Annotated in this window: 34 protein-coding genes; 8 read left to right on the top strand and 26 right to left on the bottom strand. The window is 36.1% G+C overall.

Annotated elements, in window-relative coordinates; translation table 11 throughout:
* Positions 1–15 precede the first annotated feature (15 nt).
* A complete protein-coding gene (locus tag ACU8YW_RS04465; protein WP_088062087.1) occupies positions 16–531 on the top strand; it encodes a type 1 glutamine amidotransferase domain-containing protein in 516 nt (171 codons plus the stop codon).
* A gap of 238 nt (positions 532–769) precedes the next feature.
* Positions 770–973: a hypothetical protein gene (locus ACU8YW_RS04460; RefSeq protein WP_001063864.1), complete on the top strand. Its 204-nt coding sequence runs from the start codon at positions 770–772 to the stop codon at positions 971–973.
* 120 nt (positions 974–1,093) lie between these two features.
* On the opposite strand, the gene ACU8YW_RS04455 is transcribed toward ACU8YW_RS04460, so the two are convergent.
* Together ACU8YW_RS04455 and ACU8YW_RS04450 are read right to left on the bottom strand one after the other, a co-directional pair.
* Positions 1,094–1,639 carry an NAD(P)H-dependent oxidoreductase gene (locus ACU8YW_RS04455; RefSeq protein ID WP_088608519.1) on the bottom strand — a complete coding sequence of 182 codons (546 nt, stop codon included), beginning with the start codon at positions 1,637–1,639 and terminating at the stop codon, positions 1,094–1,096.
* Positions 1,640–1,658: 19 nt separating this feature from the next.
* On the bottom strand, positions 1,659–2,198 hold the full coding sequence (locus tag ACU8YW_RS04450) for an ester cyclase (protein ID WP_000511566.1): 540 nt from the start codon (positions 2,196–2,198) through the stop codon (positions 1,659–1,661).
* Between the two features lie 170 nt (positions 2,199–2,368).
* On the opposite strand from ACU8YW_RS04450, the gene ACU8YW_RS04445 reads away from it, so the two are divergent.
* Complete coding sequence (locus ACU8YW_RS04445; RefSeq protein ID WP_061113258.1) at positions 2,369–2,707, top strand: winged helix-turn-helix transcriptional regulator; 339 nt, start codon at positions 2,369–2,371, stop codon at positions 2,705–2,707.
* 128 nt (positions 2,708–2,835) lie between these two features.
* On the opposite strand, the gene ACU8YW_RS04440 is transcribed toward ACU8YW_RS04445, so the two are convergent.
* From ACU8YW_RS04440 to ACU8YW_RS04420, 5 genes are all read right to left on the bottom strand, one after another.
* On the bottom strand, positions 2,836–4,038 hold the full coding sequence (locus ACU8YW_RS04440) for an MFS transporter (protein ID WP_048545666.1): 1,203 nt from the start codon (positions 4,036–4,038) through the stop codon (positions 2,836–2,838).
* 211 nt (positions 4,039–4,249) lie between these two features.
* The gene (locus ACU8YW_RS04435) at positions 4,250–4,828 is read right to left on the bottom strand and encodes a TetR/AcrR family transcriptional regulator (RefSeq protein ID WP_001993037.1); all 579 of its coding nucleotides are present in this window, start codon (positions 4,826–4,828) and stop codon (positions 4,250–4,252) included.
* A 151-nt stretch (positions 4,829–4,979) separates the two neighbouring features.
* Positions 4,980–5,294, bottom strand: coding sequence for a DMT family transporter (locus tag ACU8YW_RS04430; protein ID WP_000539670.1), 315 nt, complete (start codon positions 5,292–5,294; stop codon positions 4,980–4,982).
* Positions 5,295–5,296: 2 nt separating this feature from the next.
* Positions 5,297–5,641 carry a DMT family transporter gene (locus tag ACU8YW_RS04425; RefSeq protein WP_048545668.1) on the bottom strand — a complete coding sequence of 115 codons (345 nt, stop codon included), beginning with the start codon at positions 5,639–5,641 and terminating at the stop codon, positions 5,297–5,299.
* A 413-nt stretch (positions 5,642–6,054) separates the two neighbouring features.
* Positions 6,055–6,414: a MerR family transcriptional regulator gene (locus ACU8YW_RS04420; RefSeq protein ID WP_088062079.1), complete on the bottom strand. Its 360-nt coding sequence runs from the start codon at positions 6,412–6,414 to the stop codon at positions 6,055–6,057.
* Positions 6,415–6,551: 137 nt separating this feature from the next.
* Here ACU8YW_RS04420 and ACU8YW_RS04415 point away from each other — a divergent pair, with 137 nt between their 5' ends.
* On the top strand, positions 6,552–7,322 hold the full coding sequence (locus ACU8YW_RS04415) for an SDR family NAD(P)-dependent oxidoreductase (protein ID WP_088062077.1): 771 nt from the start codon (positions 6,552–6,554) through the stop codon (positions 7,320–7,322).
* Positions 7,323–7,387: 65 nt separating this feature from the next.
* Here the strand turns inward: ACU8YW_RS04415 and ACU8YW_RS04410 are convergent, their stop codons facing one another.
* Together ACU8YW_RS04410 and ACU8YW_RS04405 are read right to left on the bottom strand one after the other, a co-directional pair.
* Positions 7,388–7,843 carry an N-acetyltransferase gene (locus ACU8YW_RS04410; protein WP_048545675.1) on the bottom strand — a complete coding sequence of 152 codons (456 nt, stop codon included), beginning with the start codon at positions 7,841–7,843 and terminating at the stop codon, positions 7,388–7,390.
* 128 nt (positions 7,844–7,971) lie between these two features.
* Positions 7,972–8,466 carry an Lrp/AsnC family transcriptional regulator gene (locus ACU8YW_RS04405; RefSeq protein ID WP_000446106.1) on the bottom strand — a complete coding sequence of 165 codons (495 nt, stop codon included), beginning with the start codon at positions 8,464–8,466 and terminating at the stop codon, positions 7,972–7,974.
* A 204-nt stretch (positions 8,467–8,670) separates the two neighbouring features.
* On the opposite strand from ACU8YW_RS04405, the gene ACU8YW_RS04400 reads away from it, so the two are divergent.
* Positions 8,671–9,582, top strand: a complete 912-nt coding sequence (locus ACU8YW_RS04400; RefSeq protein ID WP_088608452.1) for a DMT family transporter — start codon at positions 8,671–8,673, stop codon at positions 9,580–9,582.
* Between the two features lie 34 nt (positions 9,583–9,616).
* Here the strand turns inward: ACU8YW_RS04400 and ACU8YW_RS04395 are convergent, their stop codons facing one another.
* From ACU8YW_RS04395 to ACU8YW_RS04355, 9 genes are all read right to left on the bottom strand, one after another.
* Positions 9,617–10,102: a PRK06770 family protein gene (locus ACU8YW_RS04395; RefSeq protein WP_426933980.1), complete on the bottom strand. Its 486-nt coding sequence runs from the start codon at positions 10,100–10,102 to the stop codon at positions 9,617–9,619.
* Entirely contained in the window at positions 10,102–10,503 is a 402-nt protein-coding gene (locus tag ACU8YW_RS04390; protein ID WP_088608450.1) for a nuclear transport factor 2 family protein, read from the bottom strand. Before ACU8YW_RS04390 ends, ACU8YW_RS04395 begins: the two co-directional genes overlap by 1 nt.
* A gap of 155 nt (positions 10,504–10,658) precedes the next feature.
* Positions 10,659–11,063 (bottom strand): DoxX family protein, encoded by a 405-nt coding sequence (locus ACU8YW_RS04385; RefSeq protein ID WP_001077749.1) that lies wholly within the window; start codon positions 11,061–11,063, stop codon positions 10,659–10,661.
* A 160-nt stretch (positions 11,064–11,223) separates the two neighbouring features.
* Entirely contained in the window at positions 11,224–12,288 is a 1,065-nt protein-coding gene (locus ACU8YW_RS04380; protein WP_088608448.1) for a DUF871 domain-containing protein, read from the bottom strand.
* A 48-nt stretch (positions 12,289–12,336) separates the two neighbouring features.
* Entirely contained in the window at positions 12,337–13,701 is a 1,365-nt protein-coding gene (locus tag ACU8YW_RS04375; protein ID WP_000711311.1) for a PTS transporter subunit EIIC, read from the bottom strand.
* A gap of 24 nt (positions 13,702–13,725) precedes the next feature.
* Positions 13,726–14,610 (bottom strand): N-acetylmuramic acid 6-phosphate etherase, encoded by an 885-nt coding sequence (murQ, locus tag ACU8YW_RS04370; RefSeq protein WP_088608447.1) that lies wholly within the window; start codon positions 14,608–14,610, stop codon positions 13,726–13,728.
* A 295-nt stretch (positions 14,611–14,905) separates the two neighbouring features.
* Positions 14,906–15,769, bottom strand: a complete 864-nt coding sequence (locus ACU8YW_RS04365) for a MurR/RpiR family transcriptional regulator (RefSeq protein ID WP_000648163.1) — start codon at positions 15,767–15,769, stop codon at positions 14,906–14,908.
* A gap of 29 nt (positions 15,770–15,798) precedes the next feature.
* Positions 15,799–16,116 carry an outer surface protein gene (locus ACU8YW_RS04360; RefSeq protein WP_262719719.1) on the bottom strand — a complete coding sequence of 106 codons (318 nt, stop codon included), beginning with the start codon at positions 16,114–16,116 and terminating at the stop codon, positions 15,799–15,801.
* A 125-nt stretch (positions 16,117–16,241) separates the two neighbouring features.
* On the bottom strand, positions 16,242–17,465 hold the full coding sequence (locus ACU8YW_RS04355; protein WP_106383189.1) for a cation:proton antiporter: 1,224 nt from the start codon (positions 17,463–17,465) through the stop codon (positions 16,242–16,244).
* Between the two features lie 180 nt (positions 17,466–17,645).
* Here ACU8YW_RS04355 and bcaP point away from each other — a divergent pair, with 180 nt between their 5' ends.
* The gene (gene bcaP / locus ACU8YW_RS04350) at positions 17,646–19,049 is read left to right on the top strand and encodes a branched-chain amino acid transporter BcaP (RefSeq protein ID WP_088062060.1); all 1,404 of its coding nucleotides are present in this window, start codon (positions 17,646–17,648) and stop codon (positions 19,047–19,049) included.
* 34 nt (positions 19,050–19,083) lie between these two features.
* Here the strand turns inward: bcaP and ACU8YW_RS04345 are convergent, their stop codons facing one another.
* The 4 genes from ACU8YW_RS04345 to ACU8YW_RS04330 form a co-directional block, all read right to left on the bottom strand.
* Positions 19,084–19,248: a hypothetical protein gene (locus tag ACU8YW_RS04345; protein ID WP_098133077.1), complete on the bottom strand. Its 165-nt coding sequence runs from the start codon at positions 19,246–19,248 to the stop codon at positions 19,084–19,086.
* Positions 19,249–19,260: 12 nt separating this feature from the next.
* Positions 19,261–19,464 carry a hypothetical protein gene (locus ACU8YW_RS04340; RefSeq protein WP_000391504.1) on the bottom strand — a complete coding sequence of 68 codons (204 nt, stop codon included), beginning with the start codon at positions 19,462–19,464 and terminating at the stop codon, positions 19,261–19,263.
* An 80-nt stretch (positions 19,465–19,544) separates the two neighbouring features.
* On the bottom strand, positions 19,545–22,007 hold the full coding sequence (locus tag ACU8YW_RS04335) for a LamG-like jellyroll fold domain-containing protein (RefSeq protein WP_426933981.1): 2,463 nt from the start codon (positions 22,005–22,007) through the stop codon (positions 19,545–19,547).
* 261 nt (positions 22,008–22,268) lie between these two features.
* On the bottom strand, positions 22,269–22,517 hold the full coding sequence (locus ACU8YW_RS04330) for a hypothetical protein (RefSeq protein WP_306651601.1): 249 nt from the start codon (positions 22,515–22,517) through the stop codon (positions 22,269–22,271).
* On the opposite strand from ACU8YW_RS04330, the gene ACU8YW_RS04325 reads away from it, so the two are divergent.
* Positions 22,402–22,785 carry an S-Ena type endospore appendage gene (locus tag ACU8YW_RS04325; RefSeq protein WP_340437027.1) on the top strand — a complete coding sequence of 128 codons (384 nt, stop codon included), beginning with the start codon at positions 22,402–22,404 and terminating at the stop codon, positions 22,783–22,785. The two genes, ACU8YW_RS04330 and ACU8YW_RS04325, sit on opposite strands and share 116 nt — an antisense overlap.
* 57 nt (positions 22,786–22,842) lie before the next feature.
* Here the strand turns inward: ACU8YW_RS04325 and ACU8YW_RS04320 are convergent, their stop codons facing one another.
* The 4 genes from ACU8YW_RS04320 to ACU8YW_RS04305 form a co-directional block, all read right to left on the bottom strand.
* Positions 22,843–23,187, bottom strand: coding sequence for a DUF3992 domain-containing protein (locus ACU8YW_RS04320; protein ID WP_262719722.1), 345 nt, complete (start codon positions 23,185–23,187; stop codon positions 22,843–22,845).
* 20 nt (positions 23,188–23,207) lie between these two features.
* Positions 23,208–23,576, bottom strand: a complete 369-nt coding sequence (locus ACU8YW_RS04315) for a DUF3992 domain-containing protein (RefSeq protein ID WP_426933982.1) — start codon at positions 23,574–23,576, stop codon at positions 23,208–23,210.
* Positions 23,577–23,686: 110 nt separating this feature from the next.
* Positions 23,687–24,292: a DedA family protein gene (locus tag ACU8YW_RS04310; RefSeq protein ID WP_000435010.1), complete on the bottom strand. Its 606-nt coding sequence runs from the start codon at positions 24,290–24,292 to the stop codon at positions 23,687–23,689.
* Positions 24,293–24,303: 11 nt separating this feature from the next.
* The gene (locus ACU8YW_RS04305; protein ID WP_000733852.1) at positions 24,304–24,585 is read right to left on the bottom strand and encodes a YkvA family protein; all 282 of its coding nucleotides are present in this window, start codon (positions 24,583–24,585) and stop codon (positions 24,304–24,306) included.
* Positions 24,586–24,935: 350 nt separating this feature from the next.
* On the opposite strand from ACU8YW_RS04305, the gene ku reads away from it, so the two are divergent.
* Positions 24,936–25,748: a non-homologous end joining protein Ku gene (ku, locus tag ACU8YW_RS04300; protein ID WP_097891322.1), complete on the top strand. Its 813-nt coding sequence runs from the start codon at positions 24,936–24,938 to the stop codon at positions 25,746–25,748.
* The last annotated feature ends 5 nt before the right edge of the window (positions 25,749–25,753 follow it).

The raw sequence follows: 25,753 nt of genomic DNA, 5'->3' as shown, positions 1-25,753 counted from the left end.
AAGGAGCGGATTAGAATGAGTAAAAAAATTGCTACTTTAATAACAGATTATTTTGAGGACACAGAATACACAGAGCCAGCAGAAGCTTTTAAACAAAAGGGATATGAATTAACAACTATTGAAGCAGAAAAAGGTAAAACGGTACACGGTAAACAAGGAAAAAGTGAAGTTGTAATTGATAAAGGTATCGATGATGTTTCTCCAGAGAACTTTGATGCCCTCTTCATACCAGGCGGATTTTCCCCAGATATACTTCGTGCAGATGAACGTTTCGTTCGCTTTAGCAAAGCATTTATGGATGCGAAAAAACCTGTTTTTGCTATTTGTCACGGCCCCCAATTACTCATCACTGCCCAAACGCTTGAAGGACGTGATGTGACTGGATATAAATCCATTTCGGTCGATTTAAAAAATGCCGGTGGAAATTTCCATGACAAAGAGGTTGTCGTATGCCAAAATCAGCTAGTAACAAGTAGACAACCGGAGGACATCCCAGCGTTTATTGAAGAATCGTTGCGTATACTAGGATAGTTATTAGAGGTTAGCCAAAATAGCTGTTTAGCTACTTTGGTTAACCTTTTTATTTGTATGAAAATTAAAAAGGAATATCATTTTTAATGACCTGTGGATTCCTCCCTTCTTCGTCCCCAAATTTCTAATCACTTTTCATAGGCATTTCTCATATAGTGAAAATGACTATACGATTCCTATCCATAAGTTAAATAATAATTTTACACATATATAAATAAAAAAAGATGGGAGCCTAGCTATGAACAATAATCCACCTTCAACGCCCCCAAATCCAACGGAAACGAATAATAATGAAGTAAGCTTACAAACGTTACGCGTCATTGGGCTTATTGTACTGATTAGTGGCTACATATTAGTAGCTCTTTCTGAAGTAGGAACGTTAAAAAATCTTTTGCTACAGCCTAGTACTACTCCAAATTTAGCTGAAGTTGATCCGTTTTAAAAAGAAAAAACATACCCTTCTTCTTTAAAAAATGTAACAATTGATTCATTCGGCTGGGCAAATTTTGCGAAATTATGGATACAGCCATCCCCGCATTAAATATGGGGATGGCTGTAATTATTAAATGATTTCTTCTAAATGATTCTTCAAGTTCTCTAAATACTTATCAATTGTAGGATTCTTCACCACATCATAACAAGCAAAGCTCTTTAACGGACTCATGCCAAGAAACTTTTGCACGCGGTGTAAATGGCTAAGCGTTGACTCTAAACTTTCCCCTTCAAAGAACTTCGTCTTATCTCCAAATGCCTTTTCAGGTGCATTCCAAGTTGTAGAAAACATATACTGCTTCTCTTTTAATAAACCACCTGTTCCATATTCATCAGCACCTTTAAAGAACAAACCATATTCATATACTTCATCCATATACGTTTTAAATAAGCCCGGTACACTAAACCAGTAAATCGGTGTTTGATAAATCACAACATCCGCCCATAAAAACTTCTCTTGTTCTTCTTTAATACTATAGCCATCTTGAATCGTTGTTGTTTTCACATGATGCTTCTCACTTAATACCGTTACCATATAATCAACTAACGTTCTATTTAATCGTCCTTCTTTCGTACCGTATTTTTCATGTCCATTTATAATAAATATATTTTTCATCACTTTTCTCTCCCCTATTTTATTCCTCGGCTATTAACCCAAGTTGTTGTTTCAGCGTAAGATTATCTTCTAAATGCCAGTCTTCCGTTATCTTTCCGTCTTTCACATGTAAAATATCAATTGCAAAAAAATTGATTTTCTTATCCTTATGCGTTCCTGTAAAAGAAAGACGAGCTGTTACTTTATCACCGACGACTAATAAATCTTCAATCTCGCAATGTATATTAGGAACGACTTTACGAAAATTTTGTGCCGCAAACTTTAATCCTTCAGTGCCTTGTGGTCGCCCTTTCGGCAATGTATTATCGGAAAAATCTTCAGAAACAGTTTGCAGAATAAGTTCCTCCTTACCTGTATCCCAAAATGCATAAAAACGCTGCGCTGCATGAACCATTTCGGTCGCTTCCTTTTTACTTAGTGAGGGATCAATTGTCATCGCTTTTGGCTTTGGCATTTCTTTTAATAACTGGATTTCCGTTTTTTGTTCCCCGCTACATGCTACAAGTACAATACAAACAACAAACAAACTAAGGAATCCAAACAACTTTTTTATCCCCATGAAAATCACCTCCTCCTTCATATAAACCCTTTGTATTTCATATTGCTATTGTATATGCACTAACTTCCTTTATGGAAGTAGTGATATTTTTTTCATATAGTTACCAAAAGTATAGTTTTGTGATACTATAAAGCAAATTCATCCAAAAAAATTTTATGGAGGCTAGTTCCATGAACAATATAGATCCAGTTGAATTAACGAAAGGTTTACCTGGCATACCTTGTCCTATCGCTAAAACACTTGACGTAATTCGTACAAAATGGACGTTTTTAATCATTCGCGACCTTCTTATCGAAGGAACATTACGCTTTAGTGATTTACAAAAATCAATGAATGGGATTAGCCCGAAAACATTATCGCTTCGACTAAAAGAACTAGAATCTCAAGGCATTATAACGAGAAAAGTATATCCAGAAGTTCCGCCTCGTGTAGAGTACACATTAACGGATAAAGGAAAGCAATTAGAGGGGATTTTCATTGAATTAAAACGGTTTGGATTAAGCTTATAAAGTGAAACTTTTATGGGCAGTTGATCCCCCACCTAAATTCTTTGCTTTCAGTGAATTTTGAGGCGGGGGTCTTACTGCCCATTAAAGCGGGATAAAATAAAAACCCCTTACCGTCGTAAGGGGTTTTATTACTTCGCAAAACTTTCAGCTAGCTGTTTCTCTCTCCACATAAATGTAATGCCAAGACCAACTATTAAAACAACTCCTGAAAATGCATATGGATAATGAATATTCATATCAAATAATATTCCGCCCATCGCTGGTCCTGCAATATTTCCTAAACTCGTATAAGTCGAGTTCATACCAGCAACAAATCCTTGCTCTTTTCCAGCTGCTTTTGATAAAAATGTCGTTAAAGCTGGACGAAGCAAATCAAATGCAAGGAAAATAAAGCAAGTAACGAGAAGTACAATCCAATAATTAAAGACTACAGTTGAAACAAACGCTAATACTGCACCTACAATTAAACATATTTGAATCAACACTTTTTCACCGAACATATCAACCAATTTACCAAACATAAATACTTGCACAACTACCCCAAAGATGGAGCTAATCGTAATAATTGCCGCAATATCTTTCGGTGTGAATCCAAACTTATGATCAGAAAATAGACTAAACACAGTTTCATACGCTGATAATCCGAATGCGAGTACAAATACGATAATAAATGCAATTGCATACATTGGATGTAATGATTTCTTTAAATCACCAATAAAACTTGATTCTTTCGTGTTAGCAGAAATCTCTGCAAGTTCTTCTTTCGTTAACGGTTCTTTTAAAATAAAGATCGAAATTACACATGCTATAAAGGCAATTGCTGCTGCAACGAAAAACGGCACACGTATACCGTATTCTGCAATAAATCCGCCAATTCCAGGTCCTATAATAAAACCCGTACTAATCGCTGCTGATAAATACCCCATCGCTTTTGGACGTTCCTGCATAGATGTAATATCCGCAACATATGCCGTAACACCAGGCATAATAAACGCCGCACTAATTCCGCCTAACACCCGTGCTGCATAAAGCATCCAGACATCTTTTCCTAATCCAAAAAGAAGTTCTGAAACACCAAAAATAAATAATCCAATGATGATCATTTTCTTCCTACCGTAAAGATCGACCCACCGGCCTGTAATAGGTGACGTAATGAGCTGAGCCATTGCGAATACTGCAACGAGATATCCCATCGTCTTCCCTGTTAAACTCATGTCATTCATAAAGGACGGCATAACCGGAATGATTAATCCAATCCCTAAAAAAGCGATAAATATATTACTCAAAAGAATGACCAATACCATCTTTTGTTCTTTTATCGGTTTCTTCACTTTTTAACACCTCTTCCCGTAAGTTCCTCAAAAAAATAATGCCCAAGAAGTTTTTTCTTTATCCTGCTATTTGTGGGCTAGTCATGAGTAGAGATGCCCCCACTCATTAGAATTTCACTCTATCCTTCCACACATACATACGCATTAGGTGAATGACTATCATTCAGTTTTCCTCAAAAATGAACCTACCTTTTCAGACAGGTTCATCTTACTACTTCTTTATATGTAGTGCATGCGTTAAAAAATCTAGTACTTCTGCCTTTTGTAGCTCGACTTGCTCATCATCTTTATGGTCATATAAATAAACTTGTTCCGCTGCAGATTCAACAAGAGCGATAAATAACTTAGCCGTTCTTTCCGCGTGAACCGAATCACGAATTTCACCAGCTTCTTTCGCCGCACTTAAAAACTCGCTTAGCCACATATAAAGAGGCTCATACACAGCTTCCCATTCTTTTATATGCTCTGTAGATGCAAGACCCGCATACATTAAAGCTTGTATTTCACGATATTCCGCTATAAAGTGAAACACCGCATCTATTACTTGCGTCACTTTACTTGAGAAAGGCGCATCATTTTGCACTTTTTCTTTCACTGCAAGTATCATCTTTTCAACCATTACTTCTGCTATTGCAGGCATAACAGATAACTTAGAAGGAAAATATAAATAGAAAGTTCCTTGTGCAATGCCAGCCAATTTCACGATATCAGAAATCTTCGTTTTTTCAACGCCCTTTTCCTGAAACACTTCAATAGCTGCATAGACAATTTTTTCTTTTTTATTCATCATCTAAACCCTTTCACACACATATTGAATGACTGTCACTCATTTTATAAGATAATCGATTGTACTGTCAATGATAGTGAACTCTAAGAGGAAATCATTTTTTAATAATAAAAATCTCCTAATAAACCATTAGGAGATAAAATACAATATATCTTTAAGAAAGAGCCTTTAATCCTGTCACTCCGCATACAATAAGAGCCACACTAATGATACGTGCTTTACTTTTCGACTCACCAAACAGGAACATGTTTAATAAAACGGCACCTGCTGTTCCAATACCAATCCAAACCGCATAAGCGACACTTACTTGTAAAAATAAGAAAGATGTATACAAGAATGCGAAGGATGTAGCAAATCCACCTATATAAATTGCACCATTTGCTAACGTTTTATCTTTACTATACATTTTAAGACCAATCACACCGACTATTTCACTAATTGCAGCACAAAATACGAAAAACCAACCCATCTTTAAGCAGCTCCTTCCACAGTTTCTTCTTTATTATCAGCCAGCTTTAAACCGATAACACCGGCTACAACCATCATGATAAAGAATAGTTTCCCTACGCTAAAACTCCCGCCGAAAAGGAATACATCCATTAAGAAAGTACCTACCGTACCAGCTCCGGCAAAAATGGCATATACAGTCCCTGTCGCAAGATGTTCACACGCTTTAGAAAGGAAGTGAAAATCAACAGCGATAACTCCTAAAATAATAATCCAATGCCACCAAGTATCCGCGGTATTAAAACCAAACACCCAAAAAATTTCAAAGATACATGTTAATATGACATATAACCAAGCTCTATTTTTCATACCTCTCACCTCTTATGACTGACTATCAGTCATTTTTGTTTTAAAAAAATATACTCCTTCATCACTAATATATAAACAACTATCATCCTCATTTACCATTTATATTTGTTCCATTGCCAAACTAACTAAATCCTGCCATACGAAAATGACTGAATGTCATTCATATGTATTGTACATGAATATTTTAAAAACTGTCAATACCGAAAGATTATTTAAAATTTCTTTCATCCGATTTGTATATTTCCTAATAACCCGTCAATACTGCTAGTAACATAATATTTTCTCCACTCCCCCTTGGAGAGATCCCTTGAATAGAGCAGTTAGCTTTTGCTAGCTGCTCTTTTTTATTTGCCGGCACACTATGAGATCAAATCCATTTTTATCATAAATAATTAAGAGTCGGATTATGTTTTCTATTTACTTTCCAAAGAGGCCTTATATGCAATAATTTTATTCTCCAGCATCTTTTCTGTAATTACTAAGTTTTCTCTTTGAATCTGAATAGATTTCCTATGATCTTCTAGGAGCTGTAAACGAGCTTCGGTTGTATGCTCCCCTTCTAAATATAATCTAGCGTATTCTCTTATTTTCGCTATTGGCATTTGCGTTTGTTTTAATTTCATTACAAACTGCAACCACTTTATATGCGACTCTGCATACATTCGATTCCCATTTGTATCGCGATTTGCAATTAATATATTTTCCTTTTCATAATAACGTAGTGTATGTGTACTCACTCCTATTAATTTAGCCACCTCGCTAATTGTGTACATACTCTAACTCCCTCCACGTGCTTACCCTCATATATTTTATAGCCTTATCAAATTCATAAAAAACATTTGACTTAGAGTATACTCTAACAAATAAAATCTAACCATAATATATTTATTTGAACTTAGGGGGATTTTATATGAAATACACTGTTATTACTGGTGCAAGTTCTGGAATTGGCTATGAATCGGCTTTAGCCTTTGCAGCTCGCGGAAAGAACTTAATACTTGTAGCTCGAAGACAAGAAGAATTAGACGGATTAAAATTAAAAATTAACGAAATGAATCCAGAATTGGATGTTGTTATTCGAAGAACGGATTTATCTATCACGAAAAATGTTTATAAGCTGTATGAAAGCCTACAAGCCTTTCAAATTGAAACGTGGATTAACAACGCCGGTTTTGGTAATTTCGCCTCCATTGCTGAACAAAATTTAAATAAAATAGAAACGATGTTACATGTAAATATAGAAGCACTAACAATACTCTCCTCTCTTTTCGTTCGAGATTATTCAATGGTTGATGGCACACAACTTATTAACGTTTCATCAGGCGGTGGATACACAATCGTTGCTGATGCTGTTACGTATTGCGCTACGAAATTCTATGTAAGTGCATTTACAGAAGGTTTATCTCACGAATTGAAACAACAAGGTGCAAAACTGCAAGCAAAGGTTTTAGCACCTGGTGCAACTGAAACAGAATTTGCAAAACGTTCATTTGATATTGATGAATTCCAATACGATAATGTTGTACCGAAATTCCACACCGCAAAACAAATGGCACAATTTATGCTTGATCTTTACGAAAGCGATAAAGTTGTAGGGCTTGTCGATGGTTCTACTTATAACTATGAGCTTAAAAATCCCATTTTTAATTTTGCGGTAAGAAAAACGAATTCAAGTTCTTAAATTCCCCTAAAATATAGATGCCCACTATTACGTACATAATAGTGGGCCTTTTTTCTCTGAAAATTTCACCCAACATATCGAATCATCGCCACCTCATCACAATAATCCACCTTTGGACAATGTCTACAATCGATCCATACTTTCTCTGGTAACGCATCTCTATTCACAAAATCAAACCCGCACTTTTGAAAAAATTCCGTTTCATATGTTAAAGAAATGACTCTATTCACTTTTATTTTCGCTGCCTCATTGATTACATGGTTCACTAACATACGCCCGATTCCTTTCCCTGCATATGTATGCGAGACGACTAACGACCGGACTTCTGCAAGGTCCTCCCCTAACACATGTAAACCAGCAACCCCAACAATCTCATCGCTTTCTTTCACAACATATAAACATTGTAAATATTGATAGAGAGATAAAAGAGAACGTGGTAAAACTACTCCTTCTTTTGCATAAGCTTCAATAAGACTATAAATTTCTTTCACATCACTCGTAACCGCATTAAAGATTTTCATATTATATCCCCTTGTCCCCGATATTAATATTTATAACCTAAATTGAATTTTAATACATAATTTTATATAATAATACATCTCTCTTTTCTCCCCGTCAATCACTTTATACAAACAAAAAACCAAGCAATCTAATCGATGCTCGGTTCCTCATTTCGGATCGGTAATACTGTCGAATATTTAATTTCACGAAGTGCTAAACTCGTCTGTATCCTTGTAATACCCAGCTTATTCAACTTTCTAATAAACTGCTCCAGCTCTTTACGATCACGATTTGCAACCTTTAATAAATAATCATATTCTCCTGTTAAACAGTGACATTCTAACACTTCAGGCATCGCTTCTAATTCTTTCTCCAACACCTCAAGTTTATCCGATTGATGAATATTCGTACTCATAAAAATGAAACATAACAAATCAAAACCAAGCTTTTCTTGATTTAAAATGGCTACTTGCTTATCAATGAACCCTTCTCCATCTAATCTTTTTATTCTCGCATGCATCGCAGCTGGTGATAAATTAACACGTCGCGCAAGCTCAGCATTACTTACTTGAGACTCCTTCTGCAATATATCTAAAATTTGTACGTCCAAATCATCTAACACTTTAATAACAGACGACTCCATTACAATTCCCCCTTTTTCTTACCGATGATTATTCGAAAAAACACCTTACAACATATATAAAACTGAATATCATTCTACAAACACTATTTACAACAAAATATTTTATCGACTTTTAACCATTATACAAAAGAATATATTACACAACGAAGAAAAATGCTAAAATTATTTACAATTCACATTGATTATAACAAAGGGGATTTTAATATGCCTTATTTTTATGTCTTTTTACTATTACTAACGAGCTTATTATGGGGAGGAAATTTCGTCGTTGGAAAATCGCTCGTTGATCATGCATCACCGATGACACTAACAAGTTTAAGATGGATGATTGCGATCGTTTGTTTATTACCGATCGTATGGTTTAAAGAAAAGAAAATCATTCCACCTCGTGCCGCAATACTTCCGTTAATACTAATGGGAATCTCAGGGGTCGCTCTTTTTAACATCTTTCAATTTCTAGCACTAGAAAAAACATCCGCAACGAATGTAGGGCTTATTTCTACATTAAATGCGATTTCAATTGCACTATTTTCAGTATTATTTCTAAAAGAAAAAGTAAATACACTTCAAATTCTATCCATGATTCTTTCATTCTTTGGGGTTATTCTTGTCCTATTGAAAGGTAACTTTGCACTTTTATTTTCACTACATTTTAATAGCGGCGATTTATGGATGATTGCGGCTGTTTGTATTTGGGGAATCTATTCTGTTTGTAGTAAATGGGCAACAAAAACAACGACACCACTTATGGCAACATTATACTCAGGAATTTTCGGCGTTATTCTATTACTGCCATTTAACATAGGAAGCTTCACTGTTACAAACATAAACACTTCTTTCCTAACATCTCTTTTATATACAGGGCTTATTTCTACCGTTCTTTGTATGGTGTTTTGGAATATTGGCGTGCAAAAATTAGGAGCGACTACATCCGGTATTTTTCTAAACTTCAATCCGATTTTCACAGCTATTTTAGCATTCCTTTTCCTCGGAGAAGAACTAACGTGGATACAAATTTTCGGGACAATGATCGTTGTGACGGGATGTTATTTATTTTCTCATTTCAAAACGGTTACTGTTCAGCCAACTAGAGCTTTAATGCGAAAACATTCTTAATGAAAAAAACATCGTCATCCGGGTGGCGATGTTTTTATTTACTCTTCATTTCTTTTATATACCGCTTTTCCTCTTCTGGTGATAAACGTTCCGTCGCCTTGCCAGTATCTCCACCTTGAAGGCTCCATAAAAAGTTGTGCTCCTCAACAGTTTGAGAAAAATCTCCTTTTTCCCATCTATTTATAATAGAAAATAACTTCATTTTATATTGAAAACCTGTACTATTTTCAATATCTCTTTTTACATTAAAAATTTCCTTTTTTGTCATTTCTAAAAATCCCCATTTTTCGGAGGATTTTACTTTTTGGTGCACCATTTTGTGCATAGTAGAAATAATTTCACCTTCGCTAACTCGTGGGGCTTCTTCTGCAACTTTCTTCTCCTTTTCGTTTGCCACTCGCTCAATTTGAATATTTTTATTCTCTTTTTCCACATATGCAAGCAATTTCTTTCCGCCAACTATAGACGTGATAATTACTATAATTGTAATACATATGCCTACAATCCATTTAAAAAGCATTAGCTCTTCATCGCTTCCTTAACAATATGACTATCTACATACTGCTTAAACTTCACGATTTTTCCGTTCTCCAGTTGCCATACATGAACAAACTCTGCTTCAAATGATTTTCCCGTTTCTTTATAAACTCCTGAATAAACACCTTCAGCAATAATTACATCTTTTCCTTTTACTTCATGGTACATATTTACACTCGCCTTAAAATCATCCCATTCTGATCCTAATCGGCTAAATACATTTTCCATTATTGCTTCTACACCTATATAAGTTCCCCCGTACGGGAATCCTTCTGCCTCTGTCCATTCTACTTTTTCAGAGAGGGCTTCTACTAAATGTTTTGCATTTGAAGAAGCTGATCCTTCATACGTGCTTCGAATAATTTCTAAATTTGATTTAGGCATGTTACTTCCTCCCGTTTTATTTATTTTTTACACAAGTCGTAACCACCTCAGTTACAACTTGTGTAAAAAAATATTTATATTGTTTTATTCTTAATCAACTAGTTGTAATCATTATAGTTACAATTATGATTCAAGTCAACAATTTATAAATAAGTTTACTTCGCTTTCATTACTTTCTCTTTTACGAAACGATCTACATATCCTTCTGCTTTTACAACGAATAAATACGCACCCATTGCTAATAATGCAAGATCTAATTCATACCCTGGATTCTTTCCATCTCCTAATAAACCTGCTGCTCCATTTACCTTTACGATAGCCCCAGCTAAAATAAGAGCGAATAATAGTCCTACATATCTTACGCCTAAACCGATAATTAATAATATACCACCAACTAATTCAACTGTTGCTACGCCGTATGCAAGACCACCTGGTAAGCCGATGCTTGTAAACCATCCTGCTACGTTATCGATACCTGATTGAAACTTCGCTAAACCGTGCGCAAAGAATGTCACTCCTAACACGATACGAATAATTAAATTCCCAATATATTGGTTCATTTTGAACTCTCCTTTTTGTTTTGTTATGGTGAACTTTTATTCACAAGTCAAAACAATACGGTATTTCATTTCATTCGTCAAATACTTTTTTTAAGAAAACAAAAAACATTATCCCTTTTACGGATAATGTTTTCCTACAGAATAGTGCTAATTCAAGCTTTTACTCTATTGCACAAAAAAGTTGAAACATTTTTCCAGCGCCAACATACGGCAATAAAGACAAGTCCTCTTCTACAACCATGCCAACAACATTCACTTTCTCATCTTTAGGCAAATCATGTGTGGCAACTTGCATCTCTCCTGCATATCTACCGTACAATTCATTATCAATTGTAATGCTGCCTTTCTTTCTTGCAATTGTATGCATCGGCTTTAAAATCACTTTATTTCCTTCTCTTGATTCAACTGAACGAATGACATCACGAGCTGGATCTAGTCTATTTGTATGCACTCGCTCCACCACTTTTAACACTTCACTTTTCTCTATCAATGGCTCGTATCGCAGCGGAATAATTCCTCTACTCGCACTCGCTATCTCTTGTACACTTTCTATACTTCCGCTTATATCCCCGATTAACACCTTATCGACACCACAATCTTGTACAAGTTCTAAGTACGCTTCAAGTGGGCGCATATTGCGGTGCTTTTCTAACGTTGGTAAACCTTCACATAGCGGACCACGTTTTTCACCATCTCCCGGAATAAATGCCATCGTTTTTATTCCGCACTCATGTAAGTATTCGTTTTGTTTTTGTAAAAAGGACTTTGCTAGTCCTGTTTCTGGACGCGGATAAAAATTATGCCACGCTTCTACATTCTCTACTTTTATATTTTCTATGATTAACTCTTTCCAAAATGAATCTGTAATCGTACTCGCATTTAAAGCTACTTTCATTTTATGAGATACGCGTACGATTTCTTTCGGCGTGATGCCGTAGTCCATTCTTAAGCCTGTAATGCCCCAGTCTAATAGCTCCTCCACATTTTCATACGTCATCCCTAAATGATGTAACGATTTTGGAGAAACATCGACCATTAATTCCATTTCATATTTGAGCGCTTGTTTCCCAAGTATTTGAATTAGCTCTTTGTACGTACCAGGATCATCTTCAGGAATGTGAAGTGATGTAAAAATAGATGAAAACCCGTTTTCCTTCGCTACTTTTAGCCACTCTTCTTGCTTCTTTACTCGTTCTTTTGAAAGATAAATTGAAACTCCTATCATATGAATCTCCCTTTCTATGAATAGAAAAAGAGAAAGGAATCCCTTTCTCTATATGTTTTCTGCCATTTCTTCTTTAAAGCCAAAGAAGTACGTAAAAATGAATCCGAAAGTATATGCCACTACTAATCCAAGGAAATATAATAAATATTTATTATCAGCAATTAACGGAATTAATGATAATCCTGATACACCGATTCCGAGTGCGGCTGTTTTCATAACTGCTTGGAATGCACCGCCAACTGCTGCACCTAAACAAGCTGTAAGAAACGGTTTCCCAAGTGGTAATGTAACCCCGTATAATAACGGTTCGCCAATTCCTAAAAATCCAACTGGTAATGCACCTTTAATTACGTTACGAAGTCGTTTGTTTTTCGTTTTCACATAGATGGCAATCGCTGCTCCTACTTGCCCAGCTCCAGCCATCGCGAGTACTGGTAATAAAGGTGTTACGTGCGTTTGATTAATAAATTCCATATGAATTGGTGTTAAACCGTGATGCAATCCGACCATAACGAGAGGTAAAAATGTTCCAGCAAGTACTGCTCCCGCAAATGCGCCGCCAATACTTAAAATACCATTAATTCCGCTTGTAATTCCTTCAGATAAGAAACCTGCTACCGGCTGAATGGCTAACATCGTTACAATACTTACGACTAACACAGTAATGAGCGGTGTCACGATAATATCAACTGCATTTGGCACTGCTTTTCGAACTTGTCTTTCTACTACAACCATAAGCCATGCTGCAAAAATAACTGCAAACAATCCGCCCCGTCCGGGTACGAGCGCTTCACCAAATAATTTTACATTCGCCATCGCCGGGTTAAAAATTAAAATACCCGCAATCGCCCCAAGAACTGGTGTCCCGCCAAATTCTTTCGCTGTATTCCAGCCGACTAAAATTCCTAAGAATGTAAAGATACCGCCACCAATGAGTAGTAGCATTTGTAGCCACGTTGCATTCGGATCAGCACCTGCGTTTTTCGCAAAGTTAGCGACCCCGTTTATAATTCCTGAGGCAACAAGACCTGGAATTAACGGAATGAAAATACTTCCTATTTTTCTTAAAAAGTTTTTCACTGGTGTATTATTTTTCTTCTTAATCTCTGACTTCATTTCTTGCCCAAGGTCTTCAAGGTGATGATCTGCCACCTCACCGATTCGCAGTCCCGTTAAACCTTCCATTTCAGCTGCTACTTTATTTACTGTCCCTGGGCCAACAACAACTTGAAGCGTCTCATCTTCAATAACGCCCATAACCCCTTCAACCTTTTTCAAAAGGTCCATATTCACTTTACTTTCATCATGAAGCGTTAATCGCAGCCTCGTCATACAATGAGCAATGCCACGAATATTTTTTACTCCCCCAAGTTGCTCTGATATTTCTTTGGCCATTCTCTCTTCTTTCTTCATAATAGAATCCCCCTCCCTATTATTTTATAGTGCCTTCTTCACGAACCCTTTCGCTTCTTTTAATTTCTTCAGTGCTTCCCCATACTCACACTGTAGTAACACCATAACAATCGCAGCTTTCACATTACGTTCTGCTTTTTCATAACACTCTGCTGCTATTTCATAGCTCACACCTGTTGCTTCCACAATAATGCGTTTTGATCGTTCTACTAACTTTTCATTTGTAGATTGAACATCTACCATTAAGTTTTTATATACTTTCCCCACACCAATCATAGAAGCTGTTGAAATCATATTAAGTACTAATTTTTGCGCTGTACCAGCTTTCAAACGCGTTGAGCCTGTTAAAATTTCTGCGCCTGTTTCTACTTCCACATTTAGTTTTGCATATTTACTTATTTCAGCATTTTTATTACAAGAAATACTCGCCGTGCTCGCTCCCACGCTAGCCGCGTACTTCAAACCGCCAATTACATAAGGAGTTCGACCACTTGCCGCAATTCCAATCACTGTATCTTTCTCATTTAATCCAATACTTTTTAAATCTTCTTCTGCTAACTCTTCGCGGTCTTCTGCACCTTCCACCGCCTTAGTAAACGCTTTCAATCCACCTGCTATAAATCCTTGTACCATTTTATCATCTGTGCCAAATGTCGGCGGACATTCCACCGCATCCAAAATACCTAAACGGCCACTCGTACCAGCCCCAATGTAAATTAATCGTCCCTCATCTTCAAAGGATTTAATGACAATCTGTACAACCTTTTCAATTTCTTCTATTTCATTTTCAACTGCTAACGCAACAGTTCGATCTTCTTCATTCATACTTTGTAACACTTCTTTTATACTCATCTCATCTAAATTCATCGTCTTCTCATTACGATGTTCTGTCGATAAATTTTCTAACATATTATCACCTGCTTTGAAATTTAATTTCATACTTTCATTATAACTTTAAGAAATTTAAAATCAATATTACTTTATTATTTTATGAAATTTTATTTCTTTTCATGACGAATTTATCCCACTTTAACTGGCAGTAAGACCCCCACCTCAAATTCAGCGAAAACAAAGAAGATAGGTGGGGGATCAACTGCCTGTAAAAGTCCGATTGGTTCAACTAATAATAAGTGGGGGATGCCCCCACTTATTAAAGTTTCACTTTATGTCAGTACGCAAAAAAAAGATGGGTTTCCCCATCTTCTCATTTTAACTTCCGTAACCGTAGAGCTTCTTCCCTTGTCTCCATAAATTGATCCAGCACTTTATTACCAATACGATTAAAAGTAATCACATATAAAGCATCAATCATATTCAGCTGTGTCATTCTCGAAGCAATACTCGCAATACGATGATCTTGCTCTACATCTGGCATACAAAGACGAATATCCGCTTCTTTATATAAAGGTGATGATTGGTCAAGCTTTGTAATCGCAATAACTGTTGCACCTTGTCTCTTCGCATATTGCGCCATTTCAAGTACATCTTTCGTACGACCAGATGTTGAAATGGCAACAAATATATCGCCCTCTTTTAAATTCGTCACAAGCGGCAACATCATATGAAAATCTGATAGCATCATCGCTGTAAATCCGAGCCTTGTAAATTTATAAGCCCCGTCCATCGCAGGAGTAGCTGATCCGCCTACTCCATAAAATATAATTTTATCTGCATTTACAATACGATCTGCAGCTTTCTCAAGTTCCTTTTTATCTATCGCAGTAACGCTCGCCTCAATTGCAGCTTTATTCACATACGTAACTTTATTAAACAAATCATACGGTCCATCTTCCGTATTCATAACTGAAAAATCATTAATATTATAATCAGCAATCGTCAATTCACGAACGAGCGCGATTTTAAATGCTTTAAAGCTTCCGATTCCGATTGACTTACAAAAGCGAACAACACTTGCTTCACTCGCGCCTGCATTCGTTGACACTTCTTTCGTCGTTAAGTTCGGAACAATCTCTGCATTCTCCATTATGTACATGGCAACCTTCTTTTCAGCTGGTGAAAATTGATCCATATTACTTTCAATTTTAAATAGTAATGTTGAAGCTTTCACTATTTAACCTCCACTTCTTACGGTTGCGTTTATTCTCTAACATCATTTACATCGTATAGATAAAAACCATCATTACCAGGTGGATGGTGAACAATTACAGTTCGATCCCCTTTTTTATACGACGTTATTTCACCTTCAGATCGCTGTTTTTCCCATCCATGTATCCAAATTGCAAAGTCAGGTACAAAAGCAGTATAATTATAGTCTTTCGGGTTTTCGTCTTCTACATAGGAAGAAAAAATAGAAACCGGAAAGTCTTTCACTTTTGACTCTTTCCATGCAGTAAATGGTATACATAGCGCAATAAGTATGATTATACCGATAACCTTCCCCTTCGTAATCCTCACACATTTTCTCTCCTCGACTTATCATATACGTAGATTTTACCATAATTACAACCTATTCACGCTATATGACTATTGCTTTTTTCCAATAAAAAAGAGCTTACCTACATCAGATAAGCTCTTCCTCTCTATACAAAATACTTCTTCAAAAGCGGCGGCGTAATAATCGTCGTTAATATAACAACAATAACAATCGCTGTGAAATTTTCTTTCGCTAATAAATTCGCCGCAAGTCCATTCGCTGCGATGATAAGCGCCACTTCTCCGCGCGAAACCATCCCCGCACCAATACTAATAGAAGATTGAAGGTTGAACCCTGTCAGTCTTGCTCCTAAACCTGATCCGATTAACTTTGTAAAAATTGCAATAAGCGTCATGATGATAATGAACCAAAGCTGGCTTCCGATACCATGAAATGTAATTTCCATTCCAATACTTACGAAGAACACTGGTACAAATATCGCATAAGCAATCGGTTCAATTTTATGTTCTACTTCATGCTTATACTCTGTTTGCGAAATGGCAATTCCAGCTGCAAATGCCCCAATAATACCTGCGATCCCCATCATTTCACTGTAATACGAAAATGAGAAACAAATAATAAGAGCTGCACTAATTAACGCTTCTGTTACGCGAAGTGGTACGAGCATTTTCATAATCCATGGAACAACTTTCCAAGAGATGAAAACGATACTTACAAAAAAGATAATTTTCTTTGCAATGACAAGCGTTACATTTACATCTTGTGTACCTAAAAAACTCATCACAAATGCTAATAAAATAACAACAATTACATCATCAAATACAGCTGCCCCTAAAATCGTCGTACTTTCTCTCGTATTCATTTTCCCTAAATCTCTTAGTGTTTGAACAGAAATACTAACCGACGTGGCACAAAGTAATAACCCTAAAAAGATCGCATGCGACTGTAACATTCCGAACGCAAGTCCTGCTAAATACCCACCAAGGAATGGGAAAATAATTCCTCCCATCGCTACTGCGAATGCAGATTTCAAATTTCGATTTAACTCTTCTAAATCTGTTTCAAGTCCTGCCATAAACATAAGTAGTAAAACACCAATTTCACTCAGTTCATCAATGAGTTCAGAACTATTAATAATACCAAGCACAGCCGGACCGATAATAATACCAACGATTAATTTACCAAGTACAGAAGGCTGGCCAAGCCTAACGCTAATATCACCAGCTAATTTCGTACAAAGTAAAATGACGACAAGTTCAAAATAAAATAACATAACATCTTCTCCTACTTTATAAAGTAAAACTTTTATGAGTGGTTTTGTCACTCTGTTAACCCTCGTCCATTCCTGCCAGTAGTTTCCCCTATTCATTCGCATTTTATTTGTCACATTTTTATTTGACAAAATATTCTGAATTATAATAAAATTAATCCAGCAATTTTAAAAAACAACCTACCATAACTGTACCTCCATTTACTTATATACTCTTTTCTAGTGGGCTCATACTATATTCGCAGTTATGAAAATGAAAAAACGGGGGGAGAGTCCAAAGTGAAGTCATTATTACGAAAAAAACCGCTTAGTACTGAATCACCACGGCAGTTAGATAGAACCTTAACTGCACTTGATTTAACATTTTTAGGAATTGGCGCCGTAATTGGGACAGGGATCTTTGTATTAACAGGTATTGTCGCAGCGAAACATTCTGGTCCTGGTATTATGTTATCATTCCTTATTGCTGCATTTACTTGTGCTTGTGTAGCCTTTTGTTATGCTGAATTTGCTTCTTCTATTCCTGTCTCAGGAAGTGTGTACACTTACGCATATATGACAGTCGGAGAAGTCGTCGCCTTCATCGTCGGCTGGTGTTTAATGCTCGAATATTTACTTGCAGTCGCGGCAGTAGCTGTCGGTTGGTCTGGTTATTTACAATCTTTACTACAAGGATTTAACATCCATCTGCCCACCATAATAGCCTCGGCCCCTGGCGTAGGAAAAGGCGGTATTATCGATTTACCGGCTGTTTGTATTTTACTACTCATTACGGGACTTTTAAGTTTCGGTATACGCGAAAGCGCACGCATTAATAATATTATGGTTCTTATCAAGTTAGCTGTTATTATCGCCTTTATCGTAGCAGGGGCAAAATATGTAAAACCTGAAAATTGGACTCCGTTCATTCCATTCGGATACGACGGTATCATTACTGGGGCTGCCACTGTATTCTTCGCCTTCTTAGGCTTTGATGCAATCGCAACCGCTGCAGAAGAAACGAAAAAACCACAGCGCGATTTACCAATTGGCATTATCGGTTCCCTTCTTATTTGTACTGTTTTATACATGATTGTATCTTTCGTTTTAACAGGTATGGTTCCGTATACACAATTAGATGTTTCTGATCCAGTTGCGTTTGCCTTACATTTCGTTGGCGAAGATACAATTGCAGGACTACTCGCTGTTGGGGCGATGACTGGAATGACAACCGTTCTCTTAGTCGTTATGTATGGACAAGTTCGCGTTTCGTATGCAATGAGCCGCGACGGTTTACTTCCAAAAGCGTTAGCACGTGTGAATAAAAGAGTAAAAATCCCTTTATTAAACACGTGGATTACTGGCGTTGTGTCAGCTTTATTAGCAGGACTTTTAGACTTACATTTACTAGCGAATTTAGTAAACATCGGTACGTTAACAGCATTCACATTCGTTTGCTGCGCTGTACTTATTTTACGAAAAACACATCCTGATTTAAAACGTGGATTCCGCGCACCTTTCGTACCTGTATTACCAGTTGTTGCAATTCTTTGCTGTTTATATTTAATGATCAATTTGTCTAAAACGACATGGATAAGCTTTGCAGTTTGGCTTCTAGTCGGCTTATGCTTCTATTTCTTCTACTCTAGAAAACATAGTCATTTAGCTACTGAAAAAACAAGTGATGAAAAGAAAAAAGCATAACAAAATAGCTCGCCGATAAAACGGCGAGCTACCTTCATGTCTGATTATTTTTTTTCGTTAACGATTGTAAAACGAAAGATATGCCGATGCAAGCTGTAAACGATGCCCAATTTCCTATCGGTGTAGCGTATTTAAAAACGCCAATACCTACAAGCAATAGGAAAATAATCACCTGATATATAAGCTTCCACTTTTGCATATGTTCCCTCCTTTACTTCGTTCCCTTCTTTTTCTTCTTCCATGCATTTAAACTATCAAAGAAGAAGTTAATAAATAACGTGCCTAAACCCGCTAATAAAAACGTCATTAAAAATAGAACCCATATACTTTTCTCTTTTAAGAAATAATATCCTACAAGGAGCACAACCGCGATCCATACATATTCAAGAATTCTTTTTAGCTTTTTCTCTTCCAAATTATTCGCTCCCTCATTCTATGCTATTTTTAGTATAACAAAAAAGAAGCCTATCATGATAAGCTTCTTTTTCTTCTCTCTTATTTGCTTATGCCTTTTTCAACGAGTGAAATCGCATATTCTATCGTACGATTCATCGTTTCTACTTGTGCATCTTTTACTTTCGCATCTTTTAATACAGCTTCTGCCACTGTAATTTTTTGACTCAATGATTTCACTGAACCGTCCGTTACATTTGCAGCTTGTGCTTTTTTCACTACTGCTTTTGCAGATTCAATATTGATTTGTAATTTTTCTTTCAGTGTTTTCGGCTGTTCTTCTGCCACTTTTGATTGTACAAATGTTACATTAGCTGTTTTTAATTCGTTATACGTTTGGACGATTTGCTCTCCAGTACTTCCTACATTTTCAAATGCTTGCTTTGCAGTGTTATAGCTTTTCTCTAGTGCTTGAAATGCTTCCTTTGAATATTGACCTGGTTTGTCACCAAACTCATACGTACCAGCTAACACTTCTTTCACTTTCCCAAGCTCTTCATATAACGCGTTTACTTGCTCTAATTTTGTACGATTAGAAAACTCATTATACGCTGCTAATACTTCTGAGGAACTTAATGCTTTACTATATAATTTTGCAAGCGCAATTTGTCCATTTAGCGGTATACCACCATTCCCATTACTATCAGGGTCTGCCCCAAGCGCAAATGGTACGTTCGGGTGATATACTTTCCCTGTAGCTGGTTGGCTATTTACTTTTTTACCATCTACGTAAATTGCTACTTCACTTCCGTTATACGTTCCTGTTAAATGGTACGTTTTATTAGCCTCTAATTGAACGCCAACACGTTTATAACTTCCACCAATATGAGCCCATAATTCTACATAACCACTTCCTGTAGATTCAAAACCAATTCCGCCGCTCTCTGTATTTTGTAAAATACCTTGTCCGCGAATTTCATTCATTGAAAACACAGTTTCTAATGTAAATGTATTTGCTACTTTCTCTTTTTGTGCTGCTGAAAATGGAAGGTATCCAAATGTATTTGCTTTTCCGTTTAGCTTCATAACATTCTTTTTCAACACTTTATCATATTCAATAGTCACATTACCCTTAACATCACCTTTTGTACCAAATGATGAATTGTCTTTAAATGTACCATCTGCAAAGTTTACATCAAAAACATCCGCCTTTGGTACTTTCACATTCGGGTCAATATTATCTTTTTTCGTAGTAATCTCTGCCGTTAATGGTTGTACACTTTCGTTGCCGAATGAATCAATCGCAACGACTTCCAGTGTATATGTTTTCCCGCCATCTAGTCCTGCAAGCGTAAATGTCAGTTCTTTCGGCACTGGATCACGATAAAACTCTGAGAATGCTAACAATTTATTCTTTATTTCTCCCGTTTGCTTATCTCTCGCTTGTACACGGTAAGAATGAACAAGAAGGTTGTCCAACGCTTGCTGGAATGTTACTGTTGCTGCATTTTCTATTACATTTGATACCGACAACTTCGCATCTTTTGCAAAGTATGGCTTTTCTTTATCACGATCTTCTACATGTGTAAATGTGTCTTTCTTTGATGGTAATTTAATTTTCCAAGGCTCGCCTGTCCAAGAATTTGTATGGAAATCACGGCGATTAATCGTTACTTCTTTATCATCTACTTCTACTAATAAACCTTGGCTTAATGTACTAGCTCCTGACGGGATATTTCCTTGTACTTTACCACCTTCAACCTCCATATAACTTACTGAAGATGTGCCAACTGATGTAAAGTCTTTTTGATGAATCGATCTTGGATCATCTAACGGATAATGTGAATGACCTGAAAACGTAATAACTTGTGGGTATTGTTTTAATACCTCATTAATTTTCGCACTATCTTTTGTTCCCCATTCTTGGCTACCGTATACTGTATCTTTAATATGTTGGTGTAAAAATACGAAAATTGGTTTTTCTGGATCATCTTTTTGAGCTTTTGCCATCTCTTCTTTTAACCAATTAATTTGCTTGTCTGAATAATATCCGTGAGTTGTCCCATCCTCTGGAGACATTACAAGGAAGTGATACCCTTTCACCACTTTATGATAGTAAATCGATTCCATACCTGTTTTTTCTAAGAAACGTTTCTGCGCTCCCTCTACAGTTAAACCGTTCCAATAATCATGATTGCCTAGAGAATTCATTCGTACCGCACCTTTATTTGCATTTTCATTATATACTTGCATGAAACGATCATATTGTTGTACCGATCCTGAATCAGTAAAGTCTCCCACAATTACGAACGCATCTTGTTTAGGTGCAAGTGTATTAAATTGCTCGATTGCTCGTTTCCAGCGAAACGTATCATCCGTTCCACTATTTTTAATATGTACATCACTTACGACTGGAAAAACGATCTTCTTCTCACTTGGTGCCTTTTCTTGCTTCTTCTCTTCCGATTTGACTGATGTACTCCACGGAAATGATACGAACGCTAATACAAAAACCATTAATAATCCAATAAGGCCTTTTACTTTTCGTAAAATAGTTCTTTCCACGTGAATCCTCCTCATAATAATTGATTCATTACAAGGGCTATTTTATCTAAAACATATTAATGCCGTTTAAATAACAAATTAATTTTATTAGATTTTTGTAAATATACAGTTAATTAGAAGTTAAGTCCAACATTCCTCGTACTATTGTATACAACCACCTTTTGTCTAAAAGAGTCTGGTCATTCTTTTCCTATGATGATTCACATATAATCTTTTCTATAACACTAATGATAAGTTAAGGTTTAAGCCTATTAGACAATCTTAATTTTTAACATTTCCTTCTTTTTTTAACACATCGGCCATGCTTCTACATTTAATAATAGTAAAAGACAACTTAAAAGGAGGGGTTGTATTGAAGAAACAAAAAAATATTGGCTGTTTCGCTCCTTTATCTATCATTTGTCCAGACCCTTGTCCACCGCCCCCTCCTCCAAATCCAAGTTGCGAGCGAGTAACTAATGAATTTGCAGGGAATTTCCTCATAACGAATAACACCATCTCCTCTGTCAAAGATGCATCACAATCAATGATACTGTGGCAAAGTGATGGAATACTACTTATATCAGGTAATGTCTCGGTTTACAATAGTACTAGCAGCACAGAAGCAATTACAATTCAAATCGTTGGAGCAGCAATTAATGTTTTCACTGTGTTTCCTGGTAATACAATATCATACACAGGAAAAGACTTAGAGTCAGTCAGGATTATCAATATACAAAGTAATCCTTCACTATATTTAGAAGGTAAGTACTGTTGCCAATTTACATGTTGCTTATAAAATACCAATTTCATTACGTCCTTAATAAAAAAAGCATACCATTTACGGTATGCTTTTTTATGAAATTGGATAACGTACAGTAATACAAAACTCTCCTTGATTAACAGTTGTTCCTGTCGTAGTAATTCGGACAGTCGTAAAATATCGTACAGTGAAAGTACCACTACTTTGTGGTTGTACAGCAATTGTATCAACTACTGTAGCACCTACTAAAAAATCAACTGTAATGGGATTCGCGCCTACATCATATTTCACATAACCTGAACCATATACTTCTTGTGTAATATTATTCGTATATACAATTTGAGTACCAGCACCTGTAATAGACCAGTCTGTACATACTTGATCTTGCACAAGTGTTTTATTAGAACAACAAGACAAACCGGAACTTCTCATTCCCATTTTGATCCTCTCCTATTCTGCTATGAAAGTGGATAACGTGTTGTAATACAAAATTCTCCCTGATACGTTCCAGCAGGTGTTGCAGGTAACACAACTTGTATACTATCAAAGCGACGATACGTGAAAGCAATACTCGTTCCTGGGTTTAATGTTTGTGTATCAATTGTAGCCCCAGCAGAATCAAGCGCTTCTACAGTAATTGGACCTGGGCCAACATCATATTTAACAAAACCAGTACCAGCTACATTTTGGTTAATATTATTTGTATAAAGAACATTATCAATTGCTGTTGCAACTACAGTAGCAGACCATGGACTACACACTTTATCTTGCACATAATTTTTATCTGGACAACACGTTAATGCCGCCCCTGAGCATTCACAAGACATAGAAGTTTCCCCTCTCTCTTACTTATTCCTTATATGTGTATGTCCCTCAGAGTCTTTTGCCTGTACTATTCATCTATTTTCAAAAAATAAGACAACTCCTGTACTAATGACTAGATAGATTCCGTTCTGTTTCTTTTTTTCATAAATTTATAGATTAAAATACCACCTACAACAATAACTACGACTAGTAATATCGGTAGCATATATTGTCCAACAACATCCGCCGCTTTTGCCCAATGCGGACCTAATTTCATCCCAAAATAAATATACAAAGTCGTTAACGGGAACATTGCTACAAATGTATATATACTAAATTTCCATATGTTCATTTTTGCCATACCACATGGAACAGAAATAAGCGTTCGAACTCCCGGTACAAAGCGTCCAACAAATGCTACAACTGGTCCATATTTCTCAAAGAAATCATCTGCTTTTTGAATTTGTTCTTCTTTAATAAAGAAGTATTTCCCGTACTTTATTAATAGAGGACGACCACCGTAATAACCGAGTGCGTATAACGTTAATGGTCCTGTCGTTCCCCCCAGTGTTCCAGCTAATACAGCTAGCCAAAAATTCATATCCCCCTCGTACACCCAATATCCAACCATGGGCAACACTACTTCTGCTGGAATAAATTCAAACGTTAATGCTAACACAACTCCAAAATAAGAAAACTGCTTTAAAAACTCAATTATATCTAAAATAATTTGCTCCATATTTTTAACTCCTATCCTACGTTTACGTTATGCTTTTCTTGTAATTGAACTGGCGCCATTTTTACAATTCGGTTCAAAATGAATAACACAATTCCAATATCATCTAAAATACCGATAAACGGCAGGAAGTCTGGAATTAAATCAAGCGGCATCGCAACATACCCAACTAAAAAAGCAACAGATAAAATTTTCTTCTTTATTGAAACCTCTTTTGAAGTAAAAAAGTCAAATAGGAATGGAACGAAACGACGGACATGAAATACAACTCTTAATCTACTAATAAGTTTTTTCATTTTTATTTCTCCTCTCTTTGTATACAAAAAGGACCCTACCAAATATGGTAAGGGTCCTAAAAAAGACAATAAGGGGCCTTTACCATTGCTGGTAAAGGTCTCACTAACAACGAAACGTTGCCAATAAAGCCGAGGGTTTCTCCCTGTAATGACGACTTTACTGTAATAAGTTACTCCCCTTTATACACAATTTTATACACTCACATTAAAATATTTCAGAGGGCTTGTCAATATATTTTATATCCCAATCCCTCCTGCTTACCCTTCCGTAAAAAACAAAAAACGTATAGGAAATTTCTTACTATCTCATAATATACATAATCATTTTTGAATGAAAGGAGAGGTTTCATTTGCATACCGTATGGAAAGGTGCACTTTCACTTGGACTATTAAATATAGGAATTAAACTATATAGCGCCGTAGAAGAAACCGATATAAAATTTTTAAGTCTCCATAAAGAATGCTTAACACCTATTAAATATAAAAAATTTGCTCCTGATTGTACGGATGAAGAAATTGATGATAAAGATATTGTAAAAGCCTATGAATATGCACCTCATAAATACATCATTATTGATGAAAAAGAATTAGCTGCGTTGCAAAAAGCTCACGAACCACGATCCATTCGTATTATATCTTTTATCCAAAATAACGAAATCGATTCTGTTCTTTATGACCGTTCTTATTTTATAGGCCCTACCCCAGGACATGAAAAATCATATTTATTATTAAAAGAAGCTCTTGAACGTACAAATAAACTTGGGCTTATTCATATTTCTATTAGAAAAAAACAACATTTAGCTATTATCCGTAACTTTGAAGATGGACTTATGTTACAAACCATCCACTACCCTAATGAAATTCGCGATATAACCAATACACCTAACTTACCAAGTAATGAAAATTACCCTATCCAAAAACAAGAACTCACCGCAGCAATTAATTTAATCCACCACCTTACAAATCCTTTTGAACAAGAAATGTATATAGATGAATATGCAGAAGCCCTTACCGAATTAATCGAGAATAAAATTGAACAACAGGAAAAAACTGAAACAATCTCTCCAGCTCCGAACATCATTAATATTATGGAGACATTACAGGCAAGCATTGAACAAGCAAAAATAAAAAGAGAAAACAAAAAAGAACAAGAGGCCAAATGAAATTG

The sequence above is a fragment of the Bacillus pretiosus genome, from assembly GCF_052947655.1.
The sequence above is the reverse complement of the archived record's forward strand: the minus strand, read 5'-3'. Positions and strand labels throughout refer to the sequence as shown.

Excerpts from the sequence above, each read along its gene's own strand:
- ACU8YW_RS04345 (WP_098133077.1), bottom strand. The coding sequence starts at position 19,248 with ATGCAAAAGTGGAAGCTTATATATCAGGTGATTATTTTCCTATTGCTT.
- ACU8YW_RS04355 (WP_106383189.1), bottom strand. The coding sequence starts at position 17,465 with ATGAATAGGGGAAACTACTGGCAGGAATGGACGAGGGTTAACAGAGTG.
- ACU8YW_RS04450 (WP_000511566.1), bottom strand. The coding sequence starts at position 2,198 with ATGGGGATAAAAAAGTTGTTTGGATTCCTTAGTTTGTTTGTTGTTTGT.
- ACU8YW_RS04315 (WP_426933982.1), bottom strand. The coding sequence starts at position 23,576 with ATGTCTTGTGAATGCTCAGGGGCGGCATTAACGTGTTGTCCAGATAAA.
- ACU8YW_RS04305 (WP_000733852.1), bottom strand. The coding sequence starts at position 24,585 with ATGAAAAAACTTATTAGTAGATTAAGAGTTGTATTTCATGTCCGTCGT.
- ACU8YW_RS04445 (WP_061113258.1), top strand. The coding sequence starts at position 2,369 with ATGAACAATATAGATCCAGTTGAATTAACGAAAGGTTTACCTGGCATA.
- ACU8YW_RS04455 (WP_088608519.1), bottom strand. The coding sequence starts at position 1,639 with ATGAAAAATATATTTATTATAAATGGACATGAAAAATACGGTACGAAA.
- ACU8YW_RS04435 (WP_001993037.1), bottom strand. The coding sequence starts at position 4,828 with ATGATGAATAAAAAAGAAAAAATTGTCTATGCAGCTATTGAAGTGTTT.
- ACU8YW_RS04410 (WP_048545675.1), bottom strand. The coding sequence starts at position 7,843 with ATGAAAATCTTTAATGCGGTTACGAGTGATGTGAAAGAAATTTATAGT.
- ACU8YW_RS04415 (WP_088062077.1), top strand. The coding sequence starts at position 6,552 with ATGAAATACACTGTTATTACTGGTGCAAGTTCTGGAATTGGCTATGAA.
- ACU8YW_RS04380 (WP_088608448.1), bottom strand. The coding sequence starts at position 12,288 with ATGATAGGAGTTTCAATTTATCTTTCAAAAGAACGAGTAAAGAAGCAA.
- ACU8YW_RS04375 (WP_000711311.1), bottom strand. The coding sequence starts at position 13,701 with ATGAAGAAAGAAGAGAGAATGGCCAAAGAAATATCAGAGCAACTTGGG.
- ACU8YW_RS04430 (WP_000539670.1), bottom strand. The coding sequence starts at position 5,294 with ATGGGTTGGTTTTTCGTATTTTGTGCTGCAATTAGTGAAATAGTCGGT.
- ACU8YW_RS04310 (WP_000435010.1), bottom strand. The coding sequence starts at position 24,292 with ATGGAGCAAATTATTTTAGATATAATTGAGTTTTTAAAGCAGTTTTCT.
- ACU8YW_RS04405 (WP_000446106.1), bottom strand. The coding sequence starts at position 8,466 with ATGGAGTCGTCTGTTATTAAAGTGTTAGATGATTTGGACGTACAAATT.
- ACU8YW_RS04390 (WP_088608450.1), bottom strand. The coding sequence starts at position 10,503 with ATGCCTAAATCAAATTTAGAAATTATTCGAAGCACGTATGAAGGATCA.
- ACU8YW_RS04425 (WP_048545668.1), bottom strand. The coding sequence starts at position 5,641 with ATGAAAAATAGAGCTTGGTTATATGTCATATTAACATGTATCTTTGAA.
- ACU8YW_RS04460 (WP_001063864.1), top strand. The coding sequence starts at position 770 with ATGAACAATAATCCACCTTCAACGCCCCCAAATCCAACGGAAACGAAT.
- ACU8YW_RS04420 (WP_088062079.1), bottom strand. The coding sequence starts at position 6,414 with ATGTACACAATTAGCGAGGTGGCTAAATTAATAGGAGTGAGTACACAT.
- ACU8YW_RS04465 (WP_088062087.1), top strand. The coding sequence starts at position 16 with ATGAGTAAAAAAATTGCTACTTTAATAACAGATTATTTTGAGGACACA.
- murQ (WP_088608447.1), bottom strand. The coding sequence starts at position 14,610 with ATGTTAGAAAATTTATCGACAGAACATCGTAATGAGAAGACGATGAAT.
- ACU8YW_RS04385 (WP_001077749.1), bottom strand. The coding sequence starts at position 11,063 with ATGAACCAATATATTGGGAATTTAATTATTCGTATCGTGTTAGGAGTG.
- ACU8YW_RS04320 (WP_262719722.1), bottom strand. The coding sequence starts at position 23,187 with ATGGGAATGAGAAGTTCCGGTTTGTCTTGTTGTTCTAATAAAACACTT.
- ACU8YW_RS04400 (WP_088608452.1), top strand. The coding sequence starts at position 8,671 with ATGCCTTATTTTTATGTCTTTTTACTATTACTAACGAGCTTATTATGG.
- ACU8YW_RS04395 (WP_426933980.1), bottom strand. The coding sequence starts at position 10,102 with ATGCTTTTTAAATGGATTGTAGGCATATGTATTACAATTATAGTAATT.